Source organism: Pararhodospirillum photometricum DSM 122 (assembly GCF_000284415.1).
Taxonomy (GTDB): domain Bacteria; phylum Pseudomonadota; class Alphaproteobacteria; order Rhodospirillales; family Rhodospirillaceae; genus Pararhodospirillum; species Pararhodospirillum photometricum.
This window is the reverse complement of record NC_017059.1, coordinates 3,545,047-3,561,359: the sequence shown is the minus strand read 5'-3', so window position 1 is coordinate 3,561,359 and position 16,313 is coordinate 3,545,047. Positions and strand designations below refer to the sequence as shown.

Here is a 16,313-nt window from a genome sequence, read left to right as displayed (position 1 = left end):
CGAGCCGCGACGAGGAGGCTGGGGGGACCCCGGCTCCCCAGCTTTTTTTGACCAAACCGGCACCTCCAGAGAGTAAAGAACACACCATTTCGAACAAAGGGATGTAGCCTAGAGCACCACAAGCCCCCTGTCTCTTCCCCCCCTAACCTTTTGCGTGTTTGACTGGTATGAAAGACGGCCAGATGGCGCGTTTTTTATTGAAAATTGACATCTGTCTCTCAATCTTTCCAGGATGAGAACGATCCCTCGATGAGGATCGTCCCCCCTGGGAGTGTGACCGTATGCCCCCTGCCGCAAGCTCCCCTTCTGTCATCACCCGCGCGTCGCAACTGGTGGCAGGTCAACGGCGCATCGGCGAGCTTCTGCTGACCTCACTGCTGATCAACGTGGTGGGCTTGGCGATGCCCTTGGCCATGCTCCAGGTCTATGACCGGATTTTGCCAAATGCCAATGTCGCCACCTTGGACCTTCTGGTCTTGGGCGTGGGGGCGGCCATCGTTGTTGAGATGTTTTTGCGCCACCTGCGCGAGGATATCGCCAATACCATCGCTGCTCGGTTCGAGTCTCGGGGGCAGGTTGAATCCCTGACGCGTTTGTTGCGCATGCCGATGAGTGAATTCGAGCGGGTTGGGGGGGGCACACACCTGGAGCGGCTCACCGCCGTGGACCAGATGCGCGATCAGGTCGGAGGCCGGGCTTTTCTGGCGTTGATGGACCTGCCTTTTGTGGGCATCTATCTGGGTGTGATCTATTTCCTGGGCCAGAAGCTGGTTTTGATTCCAGTGGGTCTTGCGCTTCTTTTTGCCATCATCACCGTTATTCAGAGCATTTTTTTACGGCGTGTTGTCGAAGAAACCTCACAGCAAGACGAACGGCGCCACAATTTTATGATCGAGACCCTGGGCGGCATCCACACGGTCAAGGCCCTGGCGGCCGAGGCCCAGATGTTGCGCCGCTTTGAGCGCCTGCTGGAGAACACCATTGGCCAGCGGCGCAAGGCGGCGCTGCGCACGTCGTCGGTGCAGATCTCGGCGGCGCTGTTTTCTCAGGCGACCTCGGTGATCCTGGTGGCCGGGGGCGCGCTTTTGGTGATGGACAACCGGATGACCGTGGGCAGCTTGGCGGCCTGCACCATGCTGGCAGGCCGCATCACTCCCATCATTCAAGGGGCTCTCGGGGTGTGGCAGCGCCACCAGACCACGCAGGTCGCGCAGCGCCGGGTCGCCTCGACGCTGGCGATCCCCGACGCCACCCAACGCCCCCCCTTCCCGCCCGCTAGCGGCGCCGCCCGATTGGTTCTGGAAAACCTGACCTACGGGACCCATGGCACCGACAATGCGGTGCTCAACAACGTTAACTTGACCCTGGAGCCCGGCGACTGCATCAGTCTGCGGGGCGGCAACGGCAGTGGGAAGAGCTTGCTGCTATGGTTGATGACGGGCCAGATCTCGCCGGACAAGGGACGGGTGTTGCTCGATGGCACGGACCTTGGTACCGTGGACCCGTCGAGCCTCGACGCCCACATTGGGTACGTCTCGGATCAGGGACAGCTTCTCCAGGGCACCTTGATCGAGAATCTGACCCTGTTCGACCGTGACCGCGAGGCGGCGGCCATGGCGGTGGCGGAAGAGCTTGGCCTGAACGATGTGGCCGCTTATCTTTCCCAGGGGTTCGAGGCTCGCCTGGGCGGACGCATCGCCGATATCCTGCCGCGCGGCGTGGTCCAGCGCGTGGCCATTGCCCGCGTGCTGACCCACGATCCCCGTCTGATCTTGTTCGATGATGCGGCCATGCTGCTTGATGGATCGGCGGAAACCTTGCTGATGGATGCGATCCGCCGCCGCAAGGGAACCCATACCCTGGTGATCGTCAGTCACCGTCCCTCGACCTTGAAAATTGCCGATCGTCACTTTGAAGTGGTTGATGGCACCTTGAAGGAAAGCCCCCTGCCCGGTCGCCCGGTCCTTCCCCCTGCCGGAGGACCAATCTCATGATCCCCCAAGCCGTTGTCGAGATGCCCCGCGATCTGCCCCCCGACTCCCAGCCCCTGGTCCTGCCCGACGACGATGAACCCTATCGCCTGGGCTTGCCGCCGGAGAGCGTGCTGCCGCGCAACGACCTTGCCCTGTGCCTGCCCGTGTTGCTGCGCACGCTGGGGTGGGCCGGTGACACCCGCCACCTGACAGAGGCTCTGCCCTACTTTGGCGGGCCGTTGGACCTAACGGCCTTGCGCCGCGTTATGGCCGATTTGGGGTATCGCAGTCAGATTCGCCGCAGCAAGCTGCACAATCTGGCCGATATCGAAGTTCCCTGCTTGTTCCTGCCCAAGGGACGCTCGGCGTGCGTGGTAATCGAGCGGCGGGACAAGGCGTTGAGTTTGTTCACCCCTCGGGGTCTCCAGCGCGGCCGACCGCCCCGCGCCCGCGGTCAGGCGATTGTTTTTACGTCCATTGTCGATCCCGAACAGGCCCTGGTGCCGACGGGCCAGACCTCGTGGCTGCTGGGTATCTTGCGCCGTTTCACCGGCCACTTGTGGCTGGCCTTGTTCCTGAGCACCGTGATTGCCCTGCTGTCGACGGCGGGCTCCTTGTATGTGATGGCGGTGTATGACCGAGCGGTGGGGGCCGGGTCGTCGATCACCTTGGTCTCGCTGATTATTGGCGTCACGCTGGCGGTGGGCGGGGAGATGGTGATGCGCTCCCTGCGCTCGGCCCTGTTGGCCCGGGTGGGGGCACGCATCGACGTTTTGGTGGGGCGCTCGGTGTTCGAGCGCCTGATGCGGCTGCCACCGGCCTTGACCGAGGGCTCGACGGTGGGGGCCCAGTTGGCCCGGGTCAAGGATTTCGAGACGGTGCGCGAGTTCCTGGTCGGCCCGATGGCCGGTTCGGTGCTCGACGTCCCGTTTTCGGTGCTGATCATCGGCCTTGTCTACCTGCTGGCCGGTCCCTTGGGGCTGGTCCCAACGATCGCGGCGCTGGCTTTGGTGGTCTTGGGTCTGGTGGCACGCAGCGGTTTGCGCCGTCGGGTGGGCGAGAGCGCGCGGTCGGTGGCGGCCCGTCAGGATCTGGCGCTCGAAGCTCTGACCCATCACCGGCTGCTGCGTACGACCGGCTCCATTGCCACGTGGCTTGCGCGCTACCGCGTGCGCGCCATCAACGCCGCCCGGGCCACCCACGCAACCAACAGCTACATTGGCCTGTTGGGAGTGATTGCCCAAGCGCTGGTGGTGAGTTCCGGGGTGGCGACCTTGTGGTTTGGGGCCTCGCTGGTGATGGCGGGCGGCTTGTCGGTGGGCGGGCTGATCGCCTCCATGATTTTGCTCTGGCGAGCGCTGGCCCCGTTCCAATCCTCGTTCATGGTCCTGGCTCGCTCGGAACAGGTGCGCTCGTCGGTGCGCCAGATTGACCGCCTTATGGAACTGGTGCCTGAGCAGGCCGACCGGGCGACGGTGCGCCCGGTGCGCGGCGTGCGCGGCGCGGTGGGGGTGACCCGCTTTAGCATGCGCTATGGGCCAGACAGCGAGCCGGCCTTGCTGGGGGTCAGCCTGGAGGTCGAGGCGGGCGAGGTCGTGGCCGTGGTCGGCGCCAACGGCGCCGGCAAATCGACGCTGATCAAGGCGGTGGCCGGCATGGTCCGGGGCCAAACGGGCATGGTCAAGGTCGATGGCATGGATATCAGGCGCTTCGATCCGGTGGAGTATCGCCGGGCCATCGCCTACGCCCCCGACGAAGCCACGGTGTTCCGCGGCACGGTGTTGCAAAACATCCAGTTGGCTGACGCCGCCGCCACCCCCGAGCAGGTGACCGAGGCGGCCCGGGTGGTGGGCCTGCTTGACGAAGCCGACGCCTTGCCCCAGGGCCTAGAGACCCGCCTGGGCGACCAGTCCACGGCGTCGCCCAGTATCCGCACCCGCATTGCGCTCGCCCGCGTTCTGCTGCGCCGGGCTCCCATCGTGCTGCTCGACGAGCCGGCCGGTGGCCTCGACGCCGCCGGCGACGAAGCATTGATGACCGTGATTCGGCGCCTCAAGGGGCATTCGACGGTGTTCGTGGTGACCCACCGGCCAAGCCATGTCCGGCTGGCCGACAAGATCCTTGAACTGAGCAAGGGGCAGGTGGTGCGCTTTGGCGCCGTGCCCGACCTGAAGGGAGAACCGCGCCCGCCCGAGGCCAGCGTTGCCCTTTCAACCGAGGCCTCTGCTTCCGAGTCTTCCTCTGCATCCGGGAGTCTTTCTATGTCCGGCCCTGAAAAAGTCGTCGCGCAGGCTTTGGCAAGCCCGGAGTTGCGCCGGGGCAGCCGCAAGCCGCGCCCTGGCGCCCACATCGCGGACATGGAGGAAGAACCCATCCACCGTCACCGCCGCACGGTCATTCTGGTTCTGGTGGGCGTGATTGGTGCCTTGTTGATCTGGGCCGCCCGCGAGCCCATTGCCGAGACGGCGATGACCCAAGGTCAGGTGGTCCCGCGCCAGCAAGTGCAGCGCGTGCAGCATCTGGAAGGCGGCATTGTCGCCGAAATCTTGGTGGAGGATGGCAGCAAGGTCGAGGCGGGTGATCTGCTGGTCCGCCTCCAGCCCGAGGCCGCCTTGGGTGACGCGGGCCAGATGCGCGCCCGCCGGGATGCTCTCCAGCGGCAAGCCGAACGTCTGCGCGCCGTGGCCGAGGGCGACAGTGCCCCGGATTTCTCAGGGATGAGCACCATCGACGCGGGACTGGACGCGGGACAACAAGCCTTGTTCAAGGCCCAGCTCAAGACCCTTGATGACCGACGCGCCGTCCTAGAAGCCCGCTTGACCCAGCGTCAGGCCGAAATTTCTGGACTGATCCAGGAGCGCGACGCTTGGCAGCGCCGCATTGATGCCCTGCGCAGCGAGGCGGACATGTATCAGCAGTTGTTCAACAGCGGGCACGGAACCAAGGTGACCTTGCTCAAGGCGTTGAGCGATCTGGCCGAGGCCCAGGCGGAGCGCGAGCGAGTCGTGGGACGGCTGGAAAGCCTCGAGGGAGGCCTCACGGAACTGCGCGAACAACTGAACGAAATCGTCTCCACCAGCCGTGAGCAAGTTCTCGATCGTTTGGGACAGGTCCAAGCCGAACTGGCCGAGGTGGACAAGATCTTGGTGCGGGCCGAGGATCGGGTGGACCGCCTCGCGTTGCGGGCCCCCGTTGAGGGCATCGTCAAGGGCCTTAGTGTCAAGGCGCCGGGCGAAGTGATCACCCCAGGACAAGTCGTGATGGAAATCGTGCCAACGGCGGGCGGCCTCCTGGTCGAGAGTCGGGTCTCACCGCGGGATGTAGGCGCTCTCAAAGTGGGTCAGGAAGTGAAAATTAAGGTCTCGGCCTTTGACTTCGCCCGCTATGGCGCGATCAGGGGAGCCCTGGAAAGCGTCTCGGCCACAACTTTCGTCGATGAAAACGGCCAACCTTTTTACAAAGCTCGGGTAGGAATGACCCAAGATTGGGTTGGTCGTCCGGGTAATCGCGTTTTGCCGGGAATGGTGGTACAAGCAGATATCACCACCGGGGAAAAAACTCTGATAGAGTACCTGCTCAAGCCCATTTACATCGCGGCCACGCAGGCCTTCACCGAACGGTAATCTCCCTTTCCAAAAAGTACCCAGGGGCAAAAAAAGTCAGGGGCAAGGAGAGTTGAACATGGCCGACGAGACCCAGAAGCCCGACACCGAGGACACGGTCGAATTCGAGGAGCTGGAGCTTCAAGGAGAGCAAGGCGCAGACGCAACTCCCCTTCAGGCGGTGGACGAAGAGCGCCCGATTGACGCGCCCCTGGCCGACGATGAAACCGAAAACCCGATGGACGCCATCGAGCGGGCCATTGACGAAAACCAGGGGCAAGTCGGCGGCGACAACACCGTTTTGGGAATGATCCACACGGGAGGCACCCGCGACGGCGGCGCCGGCCTCGAAGCCGGCACCGTACCGACCGAGGCCCCGCCGGACGTCCAGACAGACACCCAGGGCCAGAGCCCAGAAGCCCAGGCCGCCGGGGAGGAAACGGCGTCGGAAGAGCCCGCAGCCCGCGCCCGCTCTTCCCGGGAGGAAGGGGCGGCCGCCCCCGAGGAAGAGCCAACCACACCGCCTCCCTCGCCTGCCGACCTGAGCAGCACGGCCGATGTTCCTTCTCCCCCGCCCCCTCAACCGGCCCCTCTTCCTCAACGCCGCCGGTCGCCGACACCCCCTCCCCCGCCGATACCCCGACCCCGTCGCCCTCTGAAGCCGAGGCTCCTGCCGCCCCGGCCGCCTCTGATCCCCCCTCCTCCCCCCTCCCGCAGACGCCGACCTCACCCGAGGAAGACACCGCCCCCGGCGCCCCGGTGGTGGTGGCTGGCGAGGTGCGCGGCGATGAAGATACCGCTGTGGCCGTTCCGTTGACCGTGGCCCCGGCCGGAGACGGCAGCACTCTCGTGTCCGTCGTGGTGGCGGGCCTCCCCGCTGGCGCCACCTTGTCGGCAGGAACCCGCAACCCGGATGGCACCTGGACACTTTCCCCCGATCAGCTTTCCGGCTTGACCCTCACCCCGGGACCGAACTCGGACGACGATTTTACCCTGACGGTCAGCGTCACAGCCCGCGATGCGGACGGGGACACCACAACCACGACCACCGCCGTCCCGGTGACCATTGAAGCCGTGGCGGATGCACCCGAGGTGGTCGCCCCCGCCGCCGAGGGCGACGAGGATACCCCGATTCCCCTCGCCATTGACGTTGCCCTGACCGATCTCGATGGATCGGAAAGCCTGACGTCGGTGACCATCACGGGGGTCCCGACCGGCGCCAGCTTATCGGCCGGCACCCAAAACCCCGATGGAAGCTGGACGCTGACCCCGGCCCAACTGGCCGGCCTCACCATCACCCCGCCCGAGAACAGCGACGTTGACTTCACCTTGACGGTGAGCGCAACCAGCGTCGAAGCCGCCAATGGCGACCGCGCAACCACCACGATCCAGGTCCCGGTGACGGTCAACGCCGTGGCCGATCAGGTCACGGTGGAGGTTGAGGGAGCCACGACGGCGGAAGACGCCCCGATTGCGCTCACCATCACCACAGCGACGCCCGATACCGATGGCTCCGAGACGATCTCGCTCACCATCAGCGGCCTGCCCACCGGCGCCACCTTGTCGGCCGGCACCCTGAACCCGGATGGCAGCTACACCCTGACCCCGGCCGAACTCTCGGGCCTGACCATCACGCCGCCCGTCAACTCGGACGTGGACTTTAACCTGACCGTCACCGCCACCAGCCAGGACGGTACCTCTACGGCCAACACCACCATCACCGTGCCCGTGACCGTCAACGCCGTGGCCGATCAGGTGACGGTGGACGCCCAGAACACGACGGCGGCGGAAGACACGACGATTCCGCTCACCATCACCACAGCGACCCCCGACACCGATGGCTCCGAGACGATCTCGCTCACCATCAGCGGCCTGCCTACCGGCGCCACCTTGTCGGCCGGCACCCTGAACCCGGATGGCAGCTACACCCTGACCCCGGCCCAACTCACCGGCCTGACCCTGACGCCTCCCGCCGACTTCTCGGGCACCATTGATCTCACCGTGGTCTCGACGACCACCGAGGCGGAAAACGGCGACTTCACCACGGCCACCGACACGCTCAGTGTCACCGTCACCCCGGTAGCCGATGCCCCGGTGCTGCCGGCCGCCAGCGCGGTGGGCAATGAAGACACCGCCATTCCGCTGAATCTCGCGCCGGTCCTGACCGACACTGATGGGTCGGAAACCCTGTCCATCACCATCAGCAACGTGCCCACCGGCGCCACCTTGTCGGCCGGCACCCTGAACCCGGATGGCAGCTACACCCTGACCCCGGCCGAACTCTCGGGCTTGACCATCACGCCGCCCGTCAACTCGGACGTGGACTTCAATCTGACCGTCACCGCCACCAGCCAGGACGGTACCTCTACGGCCAACACCACCATCACCGTGCCCGTGACCGTCAACGCGGTCGCCGACCAAGTGGCGGTGGACGCCAGCGCCCCGGCGAGCGTTGCCGAAGACGCCCCGATTGCGCTCACCATCACCACAGCGACGCCCGACACCGACGGCTCCGAAACGATCTCGCTGACCATCAGCGGCCTGCCCACCGGCGCCACCTTGTCGGCCGGGACTCTGAACCCGGATGGCAGCTATACCCTGACCCCGGCCCAACTCACCGGCCTGACCCTGACGCCCCCCACCGACTTCTCGGGCACCATCAGTCTCACCGTGGTCTCGACCACCACCGAGGCGGAAAACGGCGACTTCACCACGGCCACCGACACGCTCAACGTCACCGTCACTCCGGTGGCCGATGCTCCGAAGTTCCCGGCCGCCAGCGCGGTGGGCAATGAAGACACGGCCATTCCGCTGAATCTCGCGCCGGTCCTGACCGACACTGATGGGTCGGAAACCCTGTCCATCACCATCAGCAACGTGCCCACCGGCGCCACCTTGTCGGCCGGCACCCTGAACCCGGATGGCAGCTACACCCTGACCCCGGCCCAGCTTTCGGGCCTGACCATCACGCCGCCGGTCAATTCGGACGTGGACTTTAACCTGACCGTCACCGCCACCAGCCAGGACGGTACGACCACGGCCAACACCTCCATTACCGTGCCCGTCACCGTCAACGCCGTGGCCGATCAGGTGACGGTGGACGCCCAGAACACGACGGCGGCGGAAGACACGACGATTCCGTTGACCATCACCACGGCGACCCCCGACACCGATGGCTCCGAAACGATCTCGCTGACCATCAGCGGCCTGCCCAGCGGCGCCACCTTGTCGGCTGGCACTCTGAACCCGGATGGCAGCTATACCCTGACCCCGGCCCAGCTCACCGGCCTGACCCTGACGCCCCCCACCGACTTCTCGGGCACCATCAGTCTCACCGTGGTTTCGACGACCACCGAGGCGGAAAACGGCGACTTCACCACGGCGACCGACACGCTCAACGTCACCGTCACCCCGGTGGCCGATGCCCCGGTGCTGCCGGCCGCCAGCGCGGTGGGCAATGAAGACACCGCCATTCCGCTGAATCTCGCGCCGGTCCTGACCGACACTGATGGGTCGGAAACCCTGTCCATCACCATCAGCAACGTGCCCACCGGCGCCACCTTGTCGGCCGGCACTCTGAATCCCGATGGCAGTTATACCCTGACCCCGGCCGAACTCTCGGGCCTGACCATCACGCCGCCGGTCAACTCGGACGTGGACTTCAATCTSACCGTCACCGCCACCAGCCAGGACGGTACGACCACGGCCAACACCTCCATTACCGTGCCCGTGACCGTCAACGCCGTGGCCGATCAGGTCACGGTGGATGCCGAGAACACGACGGCGGCGGAAGACACGACCATTCCGTTGACCATCACCACGGCGACCCCCGACACCGATGGCTCCGAGACGATTTCGCTGACCATCAGCGGCCTGCCCAGCGGCGCCACCTTGTCGGCTGGCACTCTGAACCCGGATGGCAGCTATACCCTGACCCCGGCCCAGCTCACCGGCCTGACCCTGACGCCCCCCACCGACTTCTCGGGCACGATCAGTCTCACCGTGGTTTCGACGACCACCGAGGCGGAAAACGGCGACTTCACCACGGCGACCGACACGCTCAACGTCACCGTCACTCCGGTGGCCGATGCTCCGAAGTTCCCGGCCGCCAGTGCGGTGGGCAATGAAGACACGGACATTCCGCTCAATCTCGCTCCCACCTTGGTGGATACAGACGGCTCGGAAACCCTGGTCTCCATCACCATCGGCAACGTGCCCAGTGGGGCCACCTTGTCGGCCGGGACTCTCAACCCGGATGGCACCTATACCCTGACCCCGGCCCAACTCACGGGCCTGACCATCCGGCCGCCGGTCAACTCGGACGTGGACTTTAACCTCACCGTCACCGCCACCAGCCAGGACGGTACGACCACGGCCAACACCACCATCACCGTGCCCGTCACCGTCAACGCCGTGGCCGATCAGGTGACGGTGGACGCCCAGAACACGACGGCGGCGGAAGACACGACGATTCCGTTGACCATCACCACGGCGACCCCCGACACCGATGGCTCCGAGACGATTTCGCTGACCATCAGCGGCCTGCCCAGCGGGGCCACCTTGTCGGCTGGGACCCCGAACGCCGATGGCAGCTATACTCTGACTCCGGCCGAACTCTCGGGCCTGACCCTGACGCCACCGGCCAACTTCTCGGGCACCATCGACCTCACCGTGGTTTCGACGACCACCGAGGCGGAAAACGGCAGCTTCACGACGGCCACCGACACGCTCAGTGTCACCGTCACCCCGGTGGCCGATGCCCCGGTGCTGCCGGCTGCCAGCGCGGTGGGCAACGAAGACACGGCCATCCCCCTCAATTTGGCGCCGGTCCTGACCGACACCGATGGGTCGGAAACCCTGTCCATCACCATCAGCAACGTGCCCGCTGGCGCAACCTTGTCGGCCGGCACCCCGAACCCGGATGGCAGCTATACCCTGACCCCGGCCGAACTCTCGGGCCTGACCATCACGCCGCCCGTCAACTCGGACGTGGACTTCAATCTGACCGTCACCGCCACCAGCCAGGACGGTACCACCACGGCCAACACCACCATCACCGTGCCCGTGACCGTTATCGCCGTGGCCGATCAGGTGACGGTGGACGCCAGCGCCCCGGCGAGCGTTGCCGAAGACACCCCGATTCCGCTGACCATCACCACGGCGACGCCCGACACCGATGGCTCCGAGACGATCTCGCTCAAGATCAGCGGCCTGCCCACCGGCGCCACCTTGTCGGCCGGCACCCCGAACGCCGATGGCAGCTACACCCTGACCCCGGCCCAGCTTGAGGGGCTGACCCTGACACCGCCGACCAACTACTCGGGCACCATCACCCTCACCGTGGTTTCAACGACCACCGAGGCGGAAAACGGCAGATTCAAGACGGCAACCGACACGCTCAGTGTCACCGTCACCCCGGTGACGGACCTGCCGACGTTGAGCGTGCCCGCCGCCGCGTCCGGGGTCGAGGACAAGAGCTTCCTCCTCAATATTTCGGCGGGTCTGCAAGACACCGATGGGTCGGAAATTCTGACCGTCACCATCTCCGATATTCCCAAGGGGGCCAGCCTCGTCTTGGGATCAACCACGGTCTATTCGTCCTCGAACACCTCGGGCACGCTAACCCTGAGCACAGCGCAGTATCCCAACCTCTCCACCCAGCTGGCCACCTTGAAGATGACGGCGCCCAGTAACTTCTCGGGGGAGTACAACCTCCAGGTCAGCGCGACGAGCCAGGAAAAGGGGACGACGGATATCCAGACCTTGAGCGGCAGCCTGTCGGTCAACGTTACGCCGGATGCCGATGGCGTGTCGGTGTCGAGCAACTCGGTGGTGACCAACGAAGACACGACCTTGACCTATCAGCCGGTCTTCACCCTGAAGGACAAGGATGGCTCGGAAAGCCTGGATGTGTCGCGGGTGACCATCACCGCCGCCGACACGGAAACGCTCAACGCGACCTGGGAAGTCAAGCTGGGCGACACCTGGACCAAGTTGAGCTTCGTGGGCGGAGTCTTGACCATCCCAGCTTCGGCGGTGGTGGTAGCCTCGCGCGATAGCGCCGGCAACCCGCTGACCTACACCTTCCAGGACGTTCGCGTCACGCCGGCGACCGACAGTGACAAGGATCTTGATTTCACCCTCAAGGTTTACACGGACGATCAGGCGGTCATCGACGGTAATACGGCGACCAGTACCAAAGTCAATACGTTCTCCAGCAAGATTACGGTCAACGCCGTGACGGATGAAGCCAAGTCCAATACCCTGGTCGCGGCCAATGTCACCGGGGTCGAGGATCACGGCAACACGGGCACCAACACCTTCCCCCTGTCTTTGACCTTTACCGAGCCCGATAGCGACGGATCGGAAACACTGACCAAACTGGTCCTGAAGGGGGTTCCGGCGGACTGGACCATCGAGGGGGCGACCAAGGTTGGCGATACCTGGGTCGTCAACAACCTGTCCAATCTCTCGACCCTGGCCGTCACCCTGGACAAGCACGACTCGCAATTTACCCCAACGACAATCACGGCGGAAGCAACCTGGATCGACGCCAACAGCGACGCCTCCAACTACGCCGGCAAGTCTCCCCTGATCTCGCAAACGACCTCGACCACCTTTACGGTAGCCATCACCCCGGATGCGGACACGCCGACCCTAACGGTTCAAGCGGCGCGAGGCCTGGAAGACACGCCGATCGCCCTTGATATCCGCTCGGCCCTGGTGGATCAGGACGGCTCGGAAACGCTGGCAATCATCATCAGCAATGTGCCCCCGGGCGCCGTCTTGTCGGTGGGCACCGACAATCACGACGGCACCTGGACCCTGACCCAGAGCCAGTTGACGGGCCTGACCATTACGCCGCCCAAGGACAGCAACGTTGACTTCACGCTGAAGGTCACGGCGGTGGCCACCGAGGGCGCCAACGGCGATCAGGCCCAAACCGCCGCTGATCTCACGGTGACGGTGCGCGGCGTGGCCGATGCCCCCCTCGGGACCTCAACCAAGGCCGACGGCACGGAGGATCAGAGCCAGGGCATCGCGCTCAACTTGTTGAGCAAGGTCAGCCTCGCCGACACCGATGTCGGCCGGGCCTTTGCGTCCGAAGAGTTGACGGCGGTGATCCGGGGGCTGCCGCCGGGCTTCACCCTGAGCGAGGGGCACTTCAACGCCGATGGCTCCTGGGCCTTGACCGCCTCCGAGTTGTCTACCGTGCGCCTGATTGCGCCAAAGGACTACTCCGGCACGGTTGATCTCGACATCACCTTGGTCTCGACCGAGGTGAAGGACGACAACAACACCCTGGGCTCGGGCGACGTGGCGACCGCCCCCCCCCCCATGACGCTCAGTGTCAAGGTCACACCGGTGGTGGACCAGGAAGGCGGCTTTAGCGGCGCCTCGGGCCTGGAAGACAGCCTGATCAAGTTGACCCTGGATCCCCACCCGGGGGATACCGACGGCTCGGAAAGCTGGACCGGTGCGGTCACGCTGACCGGCGTTCCGGCGGGGGCCACGATCCTGGTCGCCGATGGCCACGGGGGCTATGACACCGTGACAGCCAACAGCGATGGCGCCTTTGTCCTGACCCATGCCCAGGCCCAAAACGCCTACATCCAGCCGCCCGAGGACTCCAACGCCGACTTTACCTTGACGGTGACCACCACCATCACCGACAGCAGCAGCGGCGGCACAGCCACCAAAGAAGTCACGGGCCCCCTGACCGTCACGGTGACCGGTGTTGCCGATGATCCCACGGTGGTGGCAAACGACGCGAGCGGCACGACGGGCGCGTTTATTCCGCTCACCATTACCGGAGGCACGGGGGATGCGGACGGATCGGAGACGGTTCATTACCTGATCTCCAGCCCCTCGACGTTTGTTTTGTCGGCGGGCCACAACAATGGGGATGGCACCTGGACCCTAACCCAGGACGAGTTGGACTCGTTGAGCACCGGCGGGGTGCGCTTGCCGACCGGGGGAACCGCCGAGTTCACGGTGCGGGCCATTGCCGTTGAAAACGACGGCGACACCAACCTGGACGCAACGGACCGGGTGATCACCGACACCTTCACGGTTACCGCCAGCGGCGGCCCGGGCGGCGGCACCGGTGGATCGGGCGGATCGGGCGGCAGTTCGGCTCTGACCACCTTGACCGTCAACGAAGACACGGCGGGGGCCTTGGGCACGTCTTTGGCCAGTGTGGCCGGGACGTCTGGGGCCAGCCTGGTGGTCATCAGCGGTGTGCCGACCGGGGCCACCTTGCAAGGGACCTACAGCGACCTCGGCGGTGGCACGATCCAGGTAGCGGCCGGCGATCTGGCCGGGCTCACGATCACGCCCCCCGCCAACTCGGGCGATGATTTCCCCCTGACGGTCTCCTACCGCGATGGCAGCGGCAGCGAGATCAAGGCGGGCAGCGTGGCGGTGGACGTGGTGCCGGTGGCCGACGCGCCAACCGTCACGGTGGCGAGCGCCACCGGCGTGACGGCCCTCACCCAAACGGGCAACACCAGCTCTTCGGGAACCCCGCTGGCCGGCACCGAGGATACGGCCCTGACTTTCACGGTGGATGTGGACCGGGTCGATGACGATGGCTCGGAACTGCGCTATCTGGTTGTTGAAAATCTGCCGGCAGGCGCGACGCTGAGCAGCGGTACGCCCGGCGTGAGCCTGTTGCAGAACCCGGATGGCAGCTACACCGTGACCCTGCCGGCCGATGTCACCAACGCGAACAACACCCCGGTGACTCTGGTCTTGCATCCCCCCGCCGATGTCTCGGGCCAGATTTCCTTGACGGTGGTGGGCGTGTCGATGGAGTTGGAAACGGGCGAGGTGGCCAAGACCACCGTGACCCAGGTGCCGATTTCGCTTGATGCCCAGGCCGACAACGCAACCATCACCGTGACGACCACCACGGCGGCCGAGGATCAGGCTCTTACCCTGGGCCTCTCGGTCGGCGTGACCGACACCACGGGAACGCCGGAAACGGTTCAAACCGTGCTGATTTCCGGCCTGCCGGCGGGCTATGGGCTGAAGACCAGTGATGGTCCGCTCAATACCACGACGCAGACCTCGATCACGGTGGACGGTCAGACGGTGACCGGCGTTCTCGTCCCCCTGACTGCCCTCGCCTCACTGGCCGTGATCCCCAAGGAGAACGTCGCCGGGACGGTGAGCCTCACCGTTCACGCTGTCACCCAAGATGGCAGTGATCAGGCCCTGACCAGCCAAGTCGTGTCCCTAACCTTCTCCCCCGTGACCGACGAGGCCACCGTCACGGCGACCACCGTCTCGGGCACCGAGGACCAGGCGGGCGGGATCGCGCTCACCTTGTCGGGCGCCCTCACCGATACCGATGGCTCCGAGGTGATCTCGTATACGCTGTCGGGTCTGCCCGAGGATGCCTTGCTGTCGGCGGGCATCAACAACGGCAACGGCAGTTGGACCCTGACCCAAGATCAGTTGACCGGCCTCAAGTTCTACAACCCCACCAACGTCAGCGGCTCCTTTGACCTGACGCTCACCGCCTCGACCATGGAAAAGGCCACGGGCGAGATCGTTTCCGTGGACAAGGCCTTCACGGTCACCGTGGACGCGGCCGCCGACCAGCCGGTGTTGATCGTGCGCGAGACCGCCCTCGCCACCAAGGAAGACACCTCGGTCGGCGTCCACATCGACACGGCGTTGATCGATACCGATGGCTCGGAAACCCTGTCGCTGATCATCAGCAAGATGCCGGCGGGGGGCAGCTTTGACCTGGGCCACGTGGACCTGAATGATGCGACGCGGTGGATCCTTGAGGCGGACGACGTGGCGACCCTGGCCAGCAGAAAGGCCAGCTTGCTCACGTTCACGCCGCCGCCCAACGGGTCGGGCACCTACGCCATGGACGTGACGCTGAACGCTACCGAAACCAGCAACGCCAGCACGGCCAGCGTGACCACGGCGTTGACGGTTTCGGTTTCCTCGGTGGTAGACACCCCAAGCCTGTCACCGGTCGCGACCTCGGGCAACGAGGACACGGCAATCCGGCTGGACCTGGGGGCAGCCCTCACCGATACGGATGGCTCGGAAACCTTGAGTGTGGTCGTGGGCAACATCCCGAACGGGGCGTCGCTGGCGGTCAACGGCGTCACGGTCTACACGTCGAGCAGCAGCACGGGCAGCTATACCCTGAATGGGTCGCAGCTCTCCGCCCTGACGTTGACACCGCCCAAGGATTACGCCGGAGATGTCACCTTGTCGGTCAAGGCGATCTCGACCGACTCCGACACCGGAACCACGGCCAGCGTCTCTTCGTCGGTGACGGTCACGGTCGCCCCGGTGGCCGACACCCCCACCCTGACGGTCTCGGCCGCATCGGGGGCCGAGGACACGGCCATCGCCCTGACCATCTCGGGAGGGGTGACCGACAGCTCCGAAACCCTGAGCGTGGTCATCAGCGGCCTGCCCAGCGGGGCCACCTTGTCGGCCGGCACCCCGAACGCCGATGGCAGCTACACCCTGACCCCGGCCCAGCTCTCGGGCCTGACCCTGACGCCGCCTGACGATTTCTCGGGTACTCTTACCCTGACGGTGAAGGCGATCTCGACCGATGGCACCTCCACCGCCGAGACCACGGCCCCCTCACCGTCACCGTCACCCCGGTGGCCGACGCCCCACCCTCGACCGTCACCCGGCCACGGGGCGGAAGACAGTCCCCATCGGCCTTAGCATTGCCAGTTCGCTCGACCGGACA

4 protein-coding genes are annotated in these 16,313 nt (G+C 65.4%); all 4 read left to right on the top strand.

The features are described from left to right. Positions 1 to 281: 281 nt before the first annotated feature. The 4 genes from RSPPHO_RS15795 to RSPPHO_RS15780 are packed head-to-tail and all read left to right on the top strand — an operon-like array spanning position 282 to position 16,288. Positions 282 to 1,994 (top strand): peptidase domain-containing ABC transporter, encoded by a 1,713-nt coding sequence (locus RSPPHO_RS15795; RefSeq protein WP_014416209.1) that lies wholly within the window; start codon positions 282 to 284, stop codon positions 1,992 to 1,994. Then, positions 1,991 to 5,596, top strand: coding sequence for an HlyD family type I secretion periplasmic adaptor subunit (locus tag RSPPHO_RS18195; protein WP_014416208.1), 3,606 nt, complete (start codon positions 1,991 to 1,993; stop codon positions 5,594 to 5,596). Before RSPPHO_RS15795 ends, RSPPHO_RS18195 begins: the two co-directional genes overlap by 4 nt. 58 nt (positions 5,597 to 5,654) lie before the next feature. Beyond that, positions 5,655 to 6,392, top strand: a complete 738-nt coding sequence (locus RSPPHO_RS20285) for a hypothetical protein (RefSeq protein WP_157879278.1) — start codon at positions 5,655 to 5,657, stop codon at positions 6,390 to 6,392. After that, positions 6,353 to 16,288: a beta strand repeat-containing protein gene (locus RSPPHO_RS15780; RefSeq protein WP_162138100.1), complete on the top strand. Its 9,936-nt coding sequence runs from the start codon at positions 6,353 to 6,355 to the stop codon at positions 16,286 to 16,288. Before RSPPHO_RS20285 ends, RSPPHO_RS15780 begins: the two co-directional genes overlap by 40 nt. Positions 16,289 to 16,313 lie beyond the last annotated feature (25 nt).

Excerpts from the sequence above, each read along its gene's own strand:
- RSPPHO_RS20285 (WP_157879278.1), top strand. The coding sequence starts at position 5,655 with ATGGCCGACGAGACCCAGAAGCCCGACACCGAGGACACGGTCGAATTC.
- RSPPHO_RS15795 (WP_014416209.1), top strand. The coding sequence starts at position 282 with ATGCCCCCTGCCGCAAGCTCCCCTTCTGTCATCACCCGCGCGTCGCAA.
- RSPPHO_RS18195 (WP_014416208.1), top strand. The coding sequence starts at position 1,991 with ATGATCCCCCAAGCCGTTGTCGAGATGCCCCGCGATCTGCCCCCCGAC.